The following is a 14,796-nucleotide window of genomic DNA, read 5'->3' as shown; positions in this document are numbered from 1 at the left end:
TCGCCACCTTCATCTGCGACAGCCAAAACTAACACTCGATCGCGTTCTCCGCGGGGGGGGGTCGCGAGCTTGCCGCTATGCGCCTCCGGTGGATTCCAGGCGCGCGAGCGCCCAGCGCGCGTGCTCCCTCACGAGCGCCGACCCGTCGGTCTCCAGGCGCTGAAGTACGGGGCGCGCGAGGGGGCCTCCTGCGTTGCCGAGGCCGACGGCCAGGTTACGGAGCAACCCGTCGCGGCCGGGGCGCCGGAACGCCGTACCTCGGTAGCGGGCCCGGAACTCGTCGGCATCGAGGGCCGCCACTTCCTCGGCCCAAACGGCCATGTCCGCCGGGGGCATCGGCTGCCCGGGGCGCGGCTCGAACGGCCCCGGAGCCGGTGAGGGCGCGTCCGAATTCCAGGGACACACCTCCTGACAGATGTCACAGCCGAAGACGCGGGTCCCGATCGCGGGACGCAGCGCCTCGGGGATGGGGCCCCTGAGTTCGATCGTGAGGTAGGAGATGCAGAGGCGCGCGTCGAGGAGACGGCCATCGAGGATGGCGTCCGTCGGGCACGCGTCGATACAGCGCCGGCAGGTGCCGCAGCGGTCGTGGACAAAGGGCGGGTCGGGCTCGATCTCGAGATCCGTCAGGAGTTCTCCCAGCATGAAGTAGGATCCGAAGTCGGGGTGGAGCAGCATCGTGTTCCTGCCGATCCAGCCCAGGCCCGCGCGCTGGGCGTGGTCGCGTTCGAGGACGGGACCGTAGTCCACGTACCGCTTCGTCCGGGCGCGGGGTGAGAGGCGGACGATCGCTGCGGAGAGTTCATCGAGCTGTTTCTCGAACACGTCATGGTAGTCGCGCCCCACCGCGTAGCGGGCGACGACGGGCAGCTGGCGGTCGCGTACGGAGGCTCGGGCGGGGGAGGCCACCGGACGAGCGGGGCCCGACCCGTAGAACAGGCTGACCATGATGAGGGTGCGGCAGCCGGGCAGGGCCTCCCGCGGATCGAGGCGCCGGCGCACGGCGTCTTCCCGGGCGAGGTAGGCCATCTCACCGTGGTATCCCCGTGCGAGCCAGGCCTCGTACTCCTCCGCGTGCAGCGGCGCCGCGGCGGGGGCGAAACCGACCTGATCGAAGCCGGCAGCCTGTGCCGCCGCGCGGATCTCGCGCTTCAGTCCGCTCGCGTCAGCCATCGGGGCCGGCGGGGGTCACCCGAAGTTCCCCGCGCTGACGCAGAGGTCGGCGACCGGACACTCGGCGCAGCGCGGCTTCCGGGCGTGGCAGACCGTCCGTCCGTGCAGGATCGACCGCCAGGCGAACGGGTGCCATTCCTCGCGCGGCAGCACCCGCATCAGGTCGGTCTCGACCTTGGGGGGATCAACCTCGTTCGTGAGGCCGAAGCGGTGCGTGACGCGCTTCACATGCGTGTCGACGACCACGCCATCGTGAATCCCGAACGCGTTGGAGAGCACGACGTTCGCCGTCTTGCGCGCCACGCCGGGGAGCGTGAGCAGATCCTCCATCTTCGACGGCACTTCGCCGCCGTAGGCCTCGACCAGACGCTGCCCCAGGCCCTTGAGGTGACGCGCCTTGTTGTTGAAGAAGCCGGTCGGGCGCACCGCCTCCTTGAGCTCGTCGAGGGGCCCGTCGGCGAAGGCACGGGCGTCCGGGTAGCGCGGGAAGAGGGTACGCGTGACCTGGTTCACGCGTTCGTCGGTGCACTGGGCCGAGAGGACCGTGGCGACGATCAGCTGGAGCGGCGTCTCCCAGTCCAGCGAGATCGCGAGGTCCGGATAGAGGGCGGCGAGCCGCGGCGAAAGCGCCGCTCCCAGCTCGGCGCGAGCCTTCCAGGAACGCGGCCGGCGCACGGGGTCAGGCGCTCTTCGCAGGCGGCGACGGTACGTACGTCCCCACCTGGTCTCCCGGCGCGGCGGCACCGCCCGGCGACACGAGGCCCAGACGCTGCATCCGCCGCACCCGGACCGCAACCTCGCGAGGATCCAGCACACCGACGACGTAGCCATTGTGGGTGACGAGCAGACTGGAGACACCGGCCTGTGCCCGGGACAGGGCCTCAACCAGCGCCTCGTCGGGACTCGCAGCCGGAAACTCGTCGGCTGGCCGGGTGACCGCGGAAACGGGGGTCCCGGGGCGAAGGCTCACCGAAATCTCCGACACCGCCCGCATGTCGACGATGCCGATCAATCCGCCGTCTCGTTCCACCGGATAGGCCTCCTGGTTCCCTCTCAGGAAGTATTCGGAGATGGCGCGATCGACGGGCAGGCTCGCTTCGATGGTGCGGGGGCGGGGATCCATGACCGCCCCGACCGGGATCTGCCGCAGTAGATGGCGCAGCTCGAAGTGGTGCAGGCTCGATGTCGCGGCGTTGACCACGAACCAGCCGATTAAGGCCGCCCACAGGCCCGAGATCATCTGGCCCCGGCTCAGGTTGAACACCCCGAGGACGATCAGGGCGGCGCCGAACAGCCGGCCGCCGCGGGTCGCCCATCGCGTGGCCCGCACGAGATCGCCGGTCGCGGCCCACACGATGGAGCGGAAGATGCGGCCGCCGTCGAGCGGGAATCCCGGAATCATGTTGAAGATGGCGAGGATGAAGTTCAGCAGCGCGAGGAAGCCGAGCACCGTGACCACGGGCGGCGGGGCCGCTACGGCCTCGGCCGCGATCCGAGCGCCGAGGAAGAGGCCGGCCAGCGCCAGGCTTGCGAGCGGGCCCGCCGCCGTGAGGAGAAACTCGTCCAGCGGACGCCGCGCCTCGTCGCGGGCCTGGGCGATGCCGCCGAAGATGAACAGCGTGATGCTCTCGACCGTGACGCCCCGCATCCGACCCACCAGCGCGTGGCCCAGTTCGTGCAGCAATACCGAGAGGAAGAAGAGGATCGCGGCCGCCGTGCCCATCGCGAGGTACGTAGAGGCGGGGTAGAACGGCAGCACGCGCGGAAACTCGCGCGTACTGAACGTCCAGATCACGAGCGCCGCGACCAGGAACCACGAATAGTCGATCCGGATGGGGAACCCGAACCAGCGCCCGATGCGGAAGCTGCCGAACAGCGGCATGGCTAGCAGCCCATGGCGGGCAAGGGGCGCGCCCGGCCGGAGAGCTCCACGGGCGGGCGGCCGGTTCCCAGCCCGAAACGCCACCAGGGATGGCGGCGGCGAACGACCACGCACAGGCGCCCACCCGCCAGGTTCGTCACCTCGACGAACGCGCAGGGCGAAAGCACCGGCACCTCCACGGCGTAGCGCCTTCCACGCCACTCGAAGACAGCTTCCAGCGCGCGTTCCGAAACGGTCGATTCCACGAACAGCTCCGATTCAAGCTTCACGACGCCGTCCGGGCCGGCCGGCACGGTCCGGTAGAAATCCGGATCGAACGGCTCTCCCGCCAGCCGGCGCAGGTTCTGCTCCTGCGCCCAGTCCACCTCATCGAGACCTGACTCTCCCGCCGCCGACTCGCGGTGATGCAGCAGCTCGTGCAGAATCGTTTCCCACAGTTCGCCCGCCCAGTCGAAATCGGGGTCCTCCTCCGCGAGGGCCCGGAAGGACCCGTGGTACAGTACGAGTTCCGAGAGGACGTCTCCATCGCCGCCGACGCCGCTCGGCCACGTTTCCGTCAGGCACTCGCCCATCGTGTACACCCAGTCGAAGTCCGGGTGTGCGGCGACCTCCGTCTCGATCGTCAGGCCGTCGACCCCTTCTCGCGCCTGCTCGGGAATCTCGTTCCACAACCGTCGTGCTTCGGCCTCGAACCGCTCGAAGTTCAAGGTGCGATCGAACGATATCCGCCCCGAAAATAGAGCAGAGGGGGCCGCTCCTCGTCCTTCTCATAGCCGACCTCCAAGACCCGTCCGATGTAGATGGTGTGGTCGCCGGCATCCACAGCCCGCTCGACCTTACACTCGCAGTGCGCCATCGCGTCCGCGAGGATCGGCGCGCCGGTCTCACCCGTCTCCGTCCTCAGGCCATCGAACTTGGCACGCCGACTCGATGCGAAGCGCCGTGCGAGGTCTTCCGACCGCGCCGGGAGCAGGTTGAGCGCGAACGCACGAGAGTGGCCTATCGCCCTGTGGGTCGCCGCCTCGCGATGCACGCACGCCATGACGAGCGGAGGCTCGATGGATACGGAGCACACCGCCGTCGCGGTCATGCCCCTCGGCTGCCCGCGCCAGTCCGAGGTCGTCACGATGACGACCCCGCCCGCCAGGTTCGCCAGCGCACCCCGGTAATCCCGGGCCGAGACGGACATGGGTCCGCGCGGTCAGGCGTCGTCGGGCGTCGCCGGCAAACCCGCGGCCTTCGTGGCCAGCCAGCGATTGAGGCCCAGGAAGGCTGCGATCGCGATGGCCCACTGGACGAGGACCGTCCCGACGTTGAACTCGGAGATCGGCGTGAAGGACCCGGCCAGGTCGTTCAGGTCGATGGCCTGCCACAGCCACCAGCCCGTGATCACGACCGCCTGCACGGCGACGAGTCGAATGACGACGTTCCACCACCTCCCGACCACGAGATCGCTTCCCTCGCTGTTGACCAGCTTCGTGCGGAAGCGGTCGACGCCGTGCCGCATGACCATGATCGAGAAGAAGAGGCCGCTCAGCATCAGCCCGACGCCCCATACCCAGTCCTGGTTGCGGAAGACCTCGATCCAGATCGCCGACGGGAGCCCGAGCACGAAGCCGAGGCCGCCGATCGTCAGCACCGCCTTTCGCCGGTCGATCCCGGCATCGGTGAGAACGCGGGTGGCCAGTTCGATCATCGCGATGAGGCTGCTCCAGGCCGCGAACACGAGCGCGAGGAAGAAGAGAACCATGAACACGGAGCCGCCCGGCATGAGCCCGAACAGCTGCGGGACCCAGATGAAGGTCAGTCCCTCGTTCCCGGCCCCCACGATCTGGTCGGCCGCGCCAGGCAGGATCGCGAACACCGTGCACAGCACCATGATCCCGGCCAGCAGCGACACCGAGTTGTTGCCGAATCCGAGCATGAACGCGTTGAGCGTCGTGTCTTCCCGCTTCCTCATGTAGATCGCGTAGGCCGTGATCAACCCCCAGCCCGCGCCGGTGTCCCACGCGTTCTGCGTGAGGGCCTCGAGCCAGATCGAGGCCTCGCCCAGCCTCCCCCAGTCCGGAGTGAACAGGAACGCCAGACCCGCGCTCGCCCCCGGCAGCGTGACCGCCCGAATCGCCAGCGCCACGACGAGCAGGAGGAGGCTCGGGATCAGGACACGGGCGGCCCGCTCGATCCCGCGTACGCCGCGCAGCACGACAAACACCGCAAGCCCGATCGCGAGGGCGTGTGTGAGGACGGGCCACGGCGATCCGATGAAGCCGTCCCAGAACTCCTGGGGCCCCACGCAACCCGCCGCGCCGGGCTCGCAGGCGGCGGTGGGGACGGTCCCCGTCACCGCGCCGAACAGATAGCGCAGGGTCCAGCCCATCACGACCGTGTAGTAGAACATGATCGCGGTCGCGACGAAGGCGACCCAAGCGCCCATCCAGCTGTATTTCTTTCCCGCAAGCCTCGCGAAGGCTCCGATCGGCCCCGAGCGGGCTTCCTTCCCGGCAGCGAACTCTACGAGGATCAGCGGCACGGACCAGAGGAGGAGGAAGACGACCCAGGCGACGAGGAAGGAGCCGCCCCCGTTGGACGCGGCGATGCGCGGAAAGCGCCAGATGTTGCCGGTTCCGACCGCCATCCCGAGCATGGCCAGCATCATCCCGGCCCGGGAGCTGAAGACGGGTTTCGTCATGCGTCGCCTCCGTCCGACTCGTGTGGGTGGTCGGGGTTCGGTGTCCCGTGTGTCCCTCGCGCCCCCTGCGCCTCGGCGAGCTTCTGCAGCCAGCTCTCCAGAGCCTCGTTGAACGCGGCCGGCCGGGAGATATGCGAGCAATGCCCAGTGCCGGCGACGGGGACGTACTCGGCGTCGGGCAGCAACTCCGCGATCTCCATCGCCCACTCCACGGGACAATACACGTCGTGTGGACCCTTCACCACGAGCGCGGGCGCCGTGATCCCGCCCAGATCGGTCAGGATGTCGAACTTCCGCAGGCGGCCGACTCGACGATCGGAGACGCTGGGGGGTACGGTCCGCGGCCCGGTGAAGAGCGCGTATTCGATGAGGGCGTCGCGGCCCGGCGAGTCGTCGAAGATCCACACGCCGAGGCGGCTCCAGCTGCGCGCCAGCTCGCGGGCCAGATTCGTCGGGAGGTACCGCGTCGTGGCCATGGCGAGCGGGGTCAGCACGGCCCGGTTGAGTCCGACGTGATCGTAGGAGACACGCGCGACGGGATTGCAGAGAACGAGCCCCCGAAGCCGTTCCGGAAACCTGCTCGCAAAGCGCAGCGAGATTGCGCTTCCGAGGCTCGTTCCGATGAGGACGAAGCGATCCAGATTGCGCGCGTCGACCAGTTCGGCCACGTCATCGACCAGACGGTCGAATCCCTGGTTCGAGGCGAACTCGCGGCGGAGATCGGCGCAGACCACGCGATGGCTGCGGGCGAAGCGAGGCAGCTGATAGCGGAACGTCTCCTTCGGCCCGTCGGCGCCCGGAACCCAGACGAGCACGTCGCCCGACCCGACGTCTACGTACTCGACGGTCTCGCCATCAGAGTATTCGATCGTCCCGGCGGGCAGCGCTGCGCCGGAGGCGTCTCGTATGGCAGGCCGTACGAGAGCCGCGTTCCGGCGCGTCATGGCCGACCACCAGGCGACACCGGCGAGACCCGTCAGCGCGCCGATGGCGAACTTGCCGGGGAGACCGGGCCCGCGCAGCCCGCTCAACGCCAGCGCTCGACGCGCGCCAGCAGCGGATCGACCGTGAGGCCGTCCGCGCCAAGCTGGGTCGCAAGCTGCACCGCGTCATCGCGCTGCCCGGCCGACAGTACCTCGAGCACGAACTGGCCCGCCGCGGGGTTGCGGAACCATTCCCCCCCGAAGCGCTTCTGCAGACGGTCGAGCATGATCGCGCTCAGCATCCAGCCGCGCAGCCGCCGTGCGGACCGGAAGCCTCTGAGGTGGTCCGTCAGGTAAGTGACCGGCTGGTGCGCAAACCCAGTGGCATCGCTCAGTATTTCAGCGTAGCGGTCCGCCAGTTCACCGGGCCGATCGGAACTGGCCAGCTCCAGTTCCCACAGGAGCCGCGCCGCTTCCCGCCGCAGTCGGTACAACCGCAGGAAACCCGCCAGCGATCCGTATTCCTCCAGAGCGTCGCCGCTCAGGCCGGTCGCCGACTCGATCCAGCCCAGATCCAGCGTCAACTCCTCGAACAGCAGAGCGAAGCATTCTCCGACCGAATCGTCGCCCAGCGCCCGCTCTTCCCAGGCGAACGCGGGAGATGAGAAGGCATGGTGAAGGGTGTGTCCCAGTTCGTGGAGCAGTGCCCGGGCGTCGATCCAGCCTCCCAGTGGACATACGACGAGGACGATATCCCCCGGGACTTCGATGGCGGCGGTAAACGACCGTTCGTCCTTGAGGGGACGGCGGTCGAAGTCCGTGGTCACGGATCCATCGCGTGCCAGCGGAAGCCCCGTGGCCTCCAGAGTCCGCCGCACCTGAGGGTAGAGCGGCTGAACCTCGAACGGTCGCCCCAGCCAGCGCATCCCCATGAGCCAGAGCGCATCGGAGGGCGACGCGGGTCCCGCCCCGGTGTCGATCCGGCGGCCCGTCTCCTCCGCGAACGCCTTGCGGTAGAGCGACTCCGTACCCTGGAGGATCGCGCTGGCGGCGCGCCCCGTGTGCCGGAAGTCGAGGCCGGCCAGGCGTTCCCGCGCCTCGATGTAGTCACCCAGTCCGAGCCGGGCCACGGCCTCTCGCTCCCGGTGCGCGACGTCGAGGCGGAGCGCCGCCGCCTCTTCAATGCGGCGGTGCCGCGCCCTCTCCCAGGCGAGCCGCTCCCCCCGGTCATCCGCCCGTACGATCCAGTCGGGCACACGTCTGAGAGGGATCTCGCGCTCGGCCAGCGTCACGGTGGCCCCGGTCTCCCACGACCGAAGCTCGTCCTCGAGCGGGGCCAATGCGGCCTCGATCTGTTGTCCCGCCACCCAGCTGAACAACGCCTTCAGGCGTCCGCGCTCGTCCCCGTACGCCTCGGACAGTTCACGCTGGATGGCCGGCAGCACGCCGGGATTGAGCAGCAGTCGATGCTCGCGGTACAGCTCCGCCAACGAGGAGCGCTCTTCGCGTCCGCTGCGGAGCCGGTAGTGGGCGCGCACCACGTCGCTCCGCAGACGCTGCGCCCGATCGCGGATCTCCTCGACGCGGAACGGCATGGGCCGCCTAGCAGCCCATCAGGAGCCGGCGCCGTTGATGGCGGCCCCCAGCCAGGCCGCGACCCCCGACAGCGGCACGCGCGTCTGCTCGAGCGAGTCCCGGTCACGCACCGTACACGTCTCGTCCTCGAGCGTCTGCCCATCGATCGTCAGACAGAACGGCGTCCCGGCTTCGTCCTGCCGCCGGTACCGCCGGCCGATCGACCCCGCAATGTCGCAGAAGACGTTGAACTGGCCACGCAGGTCGCCGGCCAACTTGTCGGCGACCTCCGGCATTCCGTCCTTCTTCACCAGCGGGAAGACGGCCGCCTGGAACGGCGCCAGCGCCGGCTTGAGCCGCAGCACGACCCGCTTCCGGCCTCCGACTTCCTCCTCATCGTAGGCATCCGCCAGCACCACGAGCAGGGTGCGGCTGAGTCCGGCCGACGTCTCGATCACATACGGGATGTACTTCCGGTTCGCCGGCTGGTCGAAGTATTCCAGCTTCTTTCCGGAGTGCTCCTGATGGCGGCCGAGGTCGTAGTCCGTCCGGTTGTGGATGCCCTCGAACTCCTGCCATCCGAACGGGAAGCGGTACTGGATGTCGGACGCGTCCTTGCAGTAGTGCGCCAGCTCGTCGGGCCCGTGCCTGTGGAAGCGGAGCCGGTCCCGGCGGATCCCCAGCGACTCGACCCACGCCATGCGGCGCGTCTTCCAGCTCTCGAACCACTCGTCCTCCGTGCCCGGCGCCACGAAGAACTGCATCTCCATCTGCTCGAACTCACGGGTCCGGAAGATGAAGTTCCCGGGCGTGATCTCGTTACGGAACGCCTTCCCCACCTGCGCGATCCCGAACGGGATCTTCTGGCGGACGGACTCCTGCACGTTCCTGAAGTTGACGAAGATTCCCTGGGCGGTCTCGGGACGGAGGTAGACGGTCGCGGCCTCGTCCTCCACGACCCCCATGAAGGTCTTGAACATGAGGTTGAACTGGCGCGGGTCCGTCCACTGGCCCGTGGTCCCGCACACCGAACACTGCTGCGCCTCGGGATCTCCCGCCTCCAGCCGCGGAAGGTCGTCGGCCCGGAAGCGGCGGTGGCAGTTCCGGCACTCGACGAGCGGGTCCGTGAACGCCCCCACATGCCCGCTCGCGACCCATACCTCGGGGTTCATGAGGATGCCGGCGTCGAGGCCCACGATGTTCGGGTAGCGGTGCACCACCTCCCGCCACCAGAGCTGCTGGATCCGGTTCTTGAGTTCGATGCCGAGCGGCCCGTAGTCGTAGACCGACCCCACGCCTCCGTAGATCTCGGAGGACTGGAAGATGAACCCGCGCCGCTTGGCGAGAGACACGAGCTTGTCCATCAAACCGGGCGGATGGCCTGAATCGGCGCCGTGTTCCGTATGCGTGTCGTCGGTCATGGATATCGATGGCAGCCGCTCACGTCGGACGCGGCGGCGGAATCGGCTGGAATCGCCGGTGCCTGGGGAATCGCGAAGGTGGCCCCGGCCACGAGCGGCAACGATAGCCGTGGCCGGCGGCTCGTGGCAAAACCCCACAAGGCCGCGAATCTTCCATTTACGCGAGACATTGAGTAGTTTTACTCATTATGTTGAGTAATCTGACGTACGCCCGTCCCTACGCCCAGGAACTTCTCGACCGCCTGCGGGAGCCTCGCCGGTTTCTTCAGATCATCACCGGAGCGCGGCAGGTGGGCAAGACAACGCTGATCACGCAAGTCGCCGCCCGGTTGGCACTACCCCACCGGTTCGTCACCGCGGATGAACCGACGTTGCGCGGCCCCGGGTGGATCGCGCAGCAGTGGGAGGCGGCCAGGCTCGAGGCCGACGACGCGGATTCGGATGGCGCGCTCCTCATCATCGACGAGGTCCAAAAGGCAGCACACTGGGCTGAAGCCGTCAAGCGTCTGTGGGATGAAGACACCCGGGCCGGACGCAGGCTCAAGGTGGTCTTGTCGGGTTCGGCGCCCCTCCTCATCGAACGTGGCCTCACGGAGAGTCTCGCCGGGCGCTTCGAACGGCTCCATCTGCCACATTGGAGCTTCCCGGAAATGCGAGCCGCGTTCGGCTGGTCGCTGGAGCAGTTTGTCTTCTACGGCGCGTATCCCGGCGCGGCGCCGCTGACTCGGCAGCCGGACCGGTGGTCCCGCTACATCCGTGACTCCCTCATCGAAACCACGATCGCCCGCGACGTGCTGTTGCTGACCCGTGTGGACAAGCCGGCCCTGCTGCGGAGGCTGTTCGCCCTCGGCTGTTCGTATTCGGGGCAGATCCTGTCCTACACCAAGATGCTCGGACAGCTGCACGACGCCGGAAACACGACGACGCTGGCCCACTATCTCGAGCTGCTCGCCGGTGCGGGCATGCTGACGGGTCTGCAGAAGTACTCCGCCGCCGAGGTACGGCGGCGAAGCTCCAGCCCGAAGCTGCAGGTCTTCAACACGGCGCTATTGACCGCCGGGTCCCGTCTCACGTTCTCTCAGGCACGCGCGGACCGCGAGTGGTGGGGTCGGCTGGTCGAGTCTGCCGTGGGCGCGCATCTGGTGAACGCGGCCGACATGGATCTGTGCGAAGTCTTCTATTGGCGTGACCGTGGCCGGGAGGTGGATTTCGTATTGCGCGCCGGACCGGTCGTGACCGCCATCGAGGTAAAGAGTGGTCGGACGCGCGGGACACCGCCGGGCCTCACCGCCTTCGCCGATCGCTTTCATCCGACCCGCAGTCTGCTCGTCGGCGGTGACGGGATCCCGCTGGACGAGTTCCTCTCAAGACCGGTCGAGTATTGGGTGCGACCTTAAGCTAGCGGTTCTCGGTGAGCTGTCGCGCTGGTCCCTTGAGCACCTGCCCCGGCTTCGCGCCCGTGACGGAGCCGTCGAGGATCACCGGAACACCGTTCACGATCACGTGGTGGATGCCGACCGAATAGCGGTGCGGGTCCACGTAGTCGGCCTGGTCCATGATGCGGTCGGGGTCGAAGATCGTGATGTCTGCCCACATGCCGTCCGCGATCCGGCCCCGCTCGGACTGCCCGATTTCGTCGGCCGACATCGAAGTCATCTTCCGGATCGCCTCCTCCAGCGTGAGCACGCCCATCTCGCGCACGTAGCGGCCGAGGATGCGTGGGAACGTCCCATAGCTGCGGGGATGCGGGAACCCGAGACCGTAGCCGACCGGATCTCCGTCCGTCTCGAACATCGCCTGTGGGTGCTGCATGATGCGGACGACGTCCGCCTCGTCCATGAAGTGGTAGATGGCGCTGAACCCGCCCGCCAACTGGAGTTCGATCGCGAGTTGGACGCCGGTCGCGTCGTTGTTCGGCAGCCCCCGGTCCCCAGCGAGATCCGACATCCGCTTCCCGTTGTATTCGGGGAAGGCGCGGAGGGTGCGGAACTGGATTCGCGACAGATCGCCGCCCGTCCAGTCTCGGTGCATCCACTCCTCGGTCTCACGCTCGACACGGGCCCGCATTTCGGGATCGGTCACGCGCACCCGGAACGAGTCGGTGCCGCCGGCGAGCACCCATTGCGGGAAGAGCACGCTGGAGCCGGTACTTCCCGCCATGTACGGGTAGAGGTCGACCTTCACGTCGATCCCTTCGGCCCGCGCGGAGTCCACCAGCGCGAGCGACTCGACGGTCTGCCCCCAGTTGTCGACCCCCATCGCCTTGAAGTGATTGATGTGGACGGGAAGCCCGCCCTCGGCGCCCACCCGGATCGCCTCTCGTACGGCCGGCAGGAGCCCCCGCGCCTCGTCCCGCATGTGCGTGTAGTAGATGCCGCCGTATTCCGCCGCGACCTTGGCCAGTTCGATGACTTCCTCCGTCTCGGCATAGTTCGCGGGGACGTAGAGGAGCCCGGTCGAGAACCCCAGCGCGCCGTCCTCCATCGTCTCGCGCACGAGGTCCCGCATCTCGTCGAGTTCCTCGGGCGTCGGGGCCCGGTCCTCCATCCCGATTACCTGCTTGCGGGTCCAGCTGTGCCCCGCGAAGAAGCCGATGTTGGGCGCGACCTCGAGGTCGTCGATGTAGTCGCGCAGCGGCCACGGCTGGTCGCCGCTGTGGAGCGAGGGGAGGATGGTGGTGATCCCCTGGCGGATGAAGTTCTCGGCCAGCGGCCGCCGGTGAACCTGGTTCTGGACGTGGTTGTGGTGATCCACGAACCCGGGAGAGACGATGAGACCGGCCGCGTCGATCTCCTCCCCGCCCTGGCCTGACAATCCGCCGTCCCGCGCGATCTCGACCACGCGGCCGTCGCGGATCCCGAGGTCGGCGGTGAAGCGGTCGGCCCCCGTCCCGTCGACCACGGTGCCTCCGACGATGACGAGGTCGAAGCTGTTCCCGCCGGCAGCGGTCGGCGAAGCCTCGTCCGTCGACTCCGGCACCACGCCGCAGGCGGCGAACGCGGCGAGCACGAGCCCGGCCGCGAGCGTCAGCGCACGGTGGGTCATCGCCCGCTCGTGCTGGGCCGCCCGGAGCTCATCTCCCACACCGGAACGCCGTTCCGCTTGTAGATGATCCCGTCCTTGATCACGTCGGTCACGTAGCCGAGCACGTTGATGTCGAACAGCGGGTTGCCGTCGACGACGATGATGTCGGCGAGCTTGCCGGGCTCGATCGTGCCGGTCTCGCCGAGCCCCAGGACCTGGGCCGAGACCTTGGTCGCCGCGGAAATCGCCTCGATCTCCGTCATTCCCATGTCGACGAGGGCCGACACCTCGCGCCACGCCGACTCCGCGTGGAAGTTGAGCGGCGATCCCGTGTCCGTGCCCATGGCCATGAGGGCGTCGGCGTCGATGAACTGGCGCGCAGCCCGCTCGCTGTTGCGGATCTGACGCGGCGTGCTGCGGAAATAGGGCTTCCGCCAGAAGTCGTCCTTCGTGTAGCTGCTCAGCACCTGCTCCCGGATTGGAGGCGGGAAGCTGTTGATGATGTCCGGGTCCCAGAGACGCTCCGGGAACTCGAGCGTGGCGGGGTAGACCCAGATCCGGTGCGAGATCGTCTGCACGACCGGGATCCCCTCCATGGCAATGTAGTCGACGAGTTCCTGCGAGTACGCCGGGACGCTGCCTCCGGAGCCGGCGTGCTGGAGTACGTCGCAGCCGCCCCGGATCGCCGCCCACACCACTTCCTCTTCATAGACATGGCAGTGGATGGGGACGCCGGCGGGACCGGCCACGGACTTGATCGCCCGCATGTCCTCTTCCGTCGTGCCGATCCACGTCTTGATCACGTCGACGCCCGCATCGATGAGCATCTGCGTGCGTTCCCTGGCTTCCTCCGGCGTGCGGTGCCGGACGCGGAGTTCGTCCGGGAGGAAATCCCACGCGTAGCGCGTGACCCAGGGGCCGCTCACGAGGAGTCGGGGACCCGGCACTTCGTTGCGGTTGACCTTGTCGCGGAACGCGAGGCTCGACATCGGCGCCGAGAGATCGACCCCCGCCGTGACTCCGGCCGCGAGCAACTGCTTTGCCGACGTCTCGTACACCAGATCGTCGTTCCCCTCGAACCATGGGAACCAGTCGGCGTAGTCTCCGTGGCCGAGGATCATGATGTGCACGTGCGCGTCGACCATCCCCGGCATCATCGTCTTGCCCCGGGTGTCGATGACCTCGGCATCGGGCGGGATCTCGATCTCGGCCGCCGGTCCCACGGCGACGATCCGGTTCCCCTCGATCACGACGGCCGCGTGATGGATGGGGTTCGCCTCGTAGCCGTCGAGCAACTGGCCGCCGACGAGCGCGATCGTCCGGTCCTGGGCCGTGGCGGCTGGGGCCGCGATGAGCGCGGCGAAGGCCGCGAGCGCGAGAAGCCCGGTCATCCGGGCGGAGCGGCGGGCGGAAACCATCGTGTCCTCCTCTGCCTGCACAAGCTGCGTCGATGAGTCCGTCAAACGTGTGGCGCGGCCAGGCGGGGCGGCAATGGCGGCCGGGCCGTTCCCGGAAACGTCCCGGGTGTGATGAATCTCCGTTGACCAGCGCCGCCATTCTGTGCTCAGGCAGCGCGGGCGGCGCGTGTTCGCGCGGAAGAACGCCCGGGCCCTACGTTGCGTCGACGATCACGGAGATACGATGAAACGTCTCGATTGCGCTGCGCTGCATCCAGGGCGAGGAAGCACCTCGCCCGATGCGGAGGAGGCACGCCCATGAGTGGGGATATGATCGCCATCATCGCGGCGGCCATCGCTCTGGCCGCGGTACTGGTTCCCGGCCAGCGCGGCATGCGGAAGGACATCAAGGACCTGCTGACGAAGACCAGCGGGATGGAGGGGCGGCTGGACGGCGTGGACGAAGGCCTCGGCGCCGTGGACAAACGCCTCGGCGCCGTCGACAAACGCCTCGGCGCCGTCGAGGAACGTCTCGGTACCGTAGAGCGGGAGGTCGCCGCGGTGCGGACGGAGGTGGCGCGAGTGGAGACGCGGCTCACGAGGTGCATCGGCAAGCTGGAGGCCGAACTCAAGGAGCGTCTGGCTCGGCTCGAAGGCTACTTCGAAGCCATGGCCGGGGAACGCGTGATCCGGAAACGAACCGCCAAGTAAG

General features: G+C 68.2%; 13 protein-coding genes. 2 read left to right on the top strand and 11 right to left on the bottom strand.

What is annotated here, in order from left to right:
- Window positions 1–75: 75 nt before the first annotated feature.
- From queG to ACN9M6_RS10295, 9 genes are read right to left on the bottom strand one after another with little or no spacing between them, the layout of a single operon-like run.
- Window positions 76–1,173, bottom strand: a complete 1,098-nt coding sequence (gene queG / locus ACN9M6_RS10335) for a tRNA epoxyqueuosine(34) reductase QueG (protein ID WP_419162847.1) — start codon at window positions 1,171–1,173, stop codon at window positions 76–78.
- A gap of 15 nt (window positions 1,174–1,188) precedes the next feature.
- A complete protein-coding gene (gene nth / locus ACN9M6_RS10330) occupies window positions 1,189–1,848 on the bottom strand; it encodes an endonuclease III (protein ID WP_419162846.1) in 660 nt (219 codons plus the stop codon).
- A 4-nt stretch (window positions 1,849–1,852) separates the two neighbouring features.
- On the bottom strand, window positions 1,853–3,055 hold the full coding sequence (locus ACN9M6_RS10325) for a M50 family metallopeptidase (RefSeq protein WP_419162845.1): 1,203 nt from the start codon (window positions 3,053–3,055) through the stop codon (window positions 1,853–1,855).
- 2 nt (window positions 3,056–3,057) lie between these two features.
- Window positions 3,058–3,762, bottom strand: coding sequence for a hypothetical protein (locus ACN9M6_RS10320; RefSeq protein WP_419162844.1), 705 nt, complete (start codon window positions 3,760–3,762; stop codon window positions 3,058–3,060).
- Complete coding sequence (locus ACN9M6_RS10315; RefSeq protein WP_419162843.1) at window positions 3,759–4,244, bottom strand: flavin reductase family protein; 486 nt, start codon at window positions 4,242–4,244, stop codon at window positions 3,759–3,761. The genes ACN9M6_RS10320 and ACN9M6_RS10315 overlap by 4 nt, the downstream gene beginning before the upstream one ends.
- 12 nt (window positions 4,245–4,256) lie before the next feature.
- A complete protein-coding gene (locus tag ACN9M6_RS10310; RefSeq protein WP_419162842.1) occupies window positions 4,257–5,744 on the bottom strand; it encodes a sodium-dependent transporter in 1,488 nt (495 codons plus the stop codon).
- Window positions 5,741–6,775: an alpha/beta fold hydrolase gene (locus tag ACN9M6_RS10305; protein ID WP_419162841.1), complete on the bottom strand. Its 1,035-nt coding sequence runs from the start codon at window positions 6,773–6,775 to the stop codon at window positions 5,741–5,743. Before ACN9M6_RS10305 ends, ACN9M6_RS10310 begins: the two co-directional genes overlap by 4 nt.
- Window positions 6,772–8,262: a hypothetical protein gene (locus tag ACN9M6_RS10300; protein ID WP_419162840.1), complete on the bottom strand. Its 1,491-nt coding sequence runs from the start codon at window positions 8,260–8,262 to the stop codon at window positions 6,772–6,774. Before ACN9M6_RS10300 ends, ACN9M6_RS10305 begins: the two co-directional genes overlap by 4 nt.
- An 18-nt stretch (window positions 8,263–8,280) precedes the next feature.
- Window positions 8,281–9,663 carry a glycine--tRNA ligase gene (locus ACN9M6_RS10295; RefSeq protein WP_419162839.1) on the bottom strand — a complete coding sequence of 461 codons (1,383 nt, stop codon included), beginning with the start codon at window positions 9,661–9,663 and terminating at the stop codon, window positions 8,281–8,283.
- A 188-nt stretch (window positions 9,664–9,851) separates the two neighbouring features.
- Here ACN9M6_RS10295 and ACN9M6_RS10290 point away from each other — a divergent pair, with 188 nt between their 5' ends.
- Complete coding sequence (locus ACN9M6_RS10290) at window positions 9,852–11,060, top strand: ATP-binding protein (protein WP_419162838.1); 1,209 nt, start codon at window positions 9,852–9,854, stop codon at window positions 11,058–11,060.
- A gap of 1 nt (window position 11,061) precedes the next feature.
- Here the strand turns inward: ACN9M6_RS10290 and ACN9M6_RS10285 are convergent, their stop codons facing one another.
- Together ACN9M6_RS10285 and ACN9M6_RS10280 are read right to left on the bottom strand one after the other, a co-directional pair.
- Window positions 11,062–12,708 carry an N-acyl-D-amino-acid deacylase family protein gene (locus ACN9M6_RS10285; RefSeq protein ID WP_419162837.1) on the bottom strand — a complete coding sequence of 549 codons (1,647 nt, stop codon included), beginning with the start codon at window positions 12,706–12,708 and terminating at the stop codon, window positions 11,062–11,064.
- Window positions 12,705–14,105: an amidohydrolase family protein gene (locus tag ACN9M6_RS10280; protein ID WP_419162836.1), complete on the bottom strand. Its 1,401-nt coding sequence runs from the start codon at window positions 14,103–14,105 to the stop codon at window positions 12,705–12,707. The genes ACN9M6_RS10285 and ACN9M6_RS10280 overlap by 4 nt, the downstream gene beginning before the upstream one ends.
- A gap of 297 nt (window positions 14,106–14,402) precedes the next feature.
- On the opposite strand from ACN9M6_RS10280, the gene ACN9M6_RS10275 reads away from it, so the two are divergent.
- A complete protein-coding gene (locus tag ACN9M6_RS10275; protein ID WP_419162835.1) occupies window positions 14,403–14,795 on the top strand; it encodes a hypothetical protein in 393 nt (130 codons plus the stop codon).
- The last annotated feature ends 1 nt before the right edge of the window (window position 14,796 follow it).

Origin of the sequence: Candidatus Palauibacter sp. (assembly GCF_965197445.1) — a bacterium.
Lineage (GTDB): Bacteria > Gemmatimonadota > Gemmatimonadetes > Palauibacterales > Palauibacteraceae > Palauibacter.
The sequence above is the reverse complement of the archived record's forward strand: the minus strand, read 5'-3'. Positions and strand labels throughout refer to the sequence as shown.

Excerpts from the sequence above, each read along its gene's own strand:
- queG (WP_419162847.1), bottom strand. The coding sequence starts at position 1,173 with ATGGCTGACGCGAGCGGACTGAAGCGCGAGATCCGCGCGGCGGCACAG.
- ACN9M6_RS10275 (WP_419162835.1), top strand. The coding sequence starts at position 14,403 with ATGAGTGGGGATATGATCGCCATCATCGCGGCGGCCATCGCTCTGGCC.
- ACN9M6_RS10310 (WP_419162842.1), bottom strand. The coding sequence starts at position 5,744 with ATGACGAAACCCGTCTTCAGCTCCCGGGCCGGGATGATGCTGGCCATG.
- ACN9M6_RS10280 (WP_419162836.1), bottom strand. The coding sequence starts at position 14,105 with ATGGTTTCCGCCCGCCGCTCCGCCCGGATGACCGGGCTTCTCGCGCTC.
- ACN9M6_RS10285 (WP_419162837.1), bottom strand. The coding sequence starts at position 12,708 with ATGACCCACCGTGCGCTGACGCTCGCGGCCGGGCTCGTGCTCGCCGCG.
- ACN9M6_RS10290 (WP_419162838.1), top strand. The coding sequence starts at position 9,852 with ATGTTGAGTAATCTGACGTACGCCCGTCCCTACGCCCAGGAACTTCTC.
- ACN9M6_RS10325 (WP_419162845.1), bottom strand. The coding sequence starts at position 3,055 with ATGCCGCTGTTCGGCAGCTTCCGCATCGGGCGCTGGTTCGGGTTCCCC.
- ACN9M6_RS10300 (WP_419162840.1), bottom strand. The coding sequence starts at position 8,262 with ATGCCGTTCCGCGTCGAGGAGATCCGCGATCGGGCGCAGCGTCTGCGG.
- ACN9M6_RS10295 (WP_419162839.1), bottom strand. The coding sequence starts at position 9,663 with ATGACCGACGACACGCATACGGAACACGGCGCCGATTCAGGCCATCCG.
- ACN9M6_RS10315 (WP_419162843.1), bottom strand. The coding sequence starts at position 4,244 with ATGTCCGTCTCGGCCCGGGATTACCGGGGTGCGCTGGCGAACCTGGCG.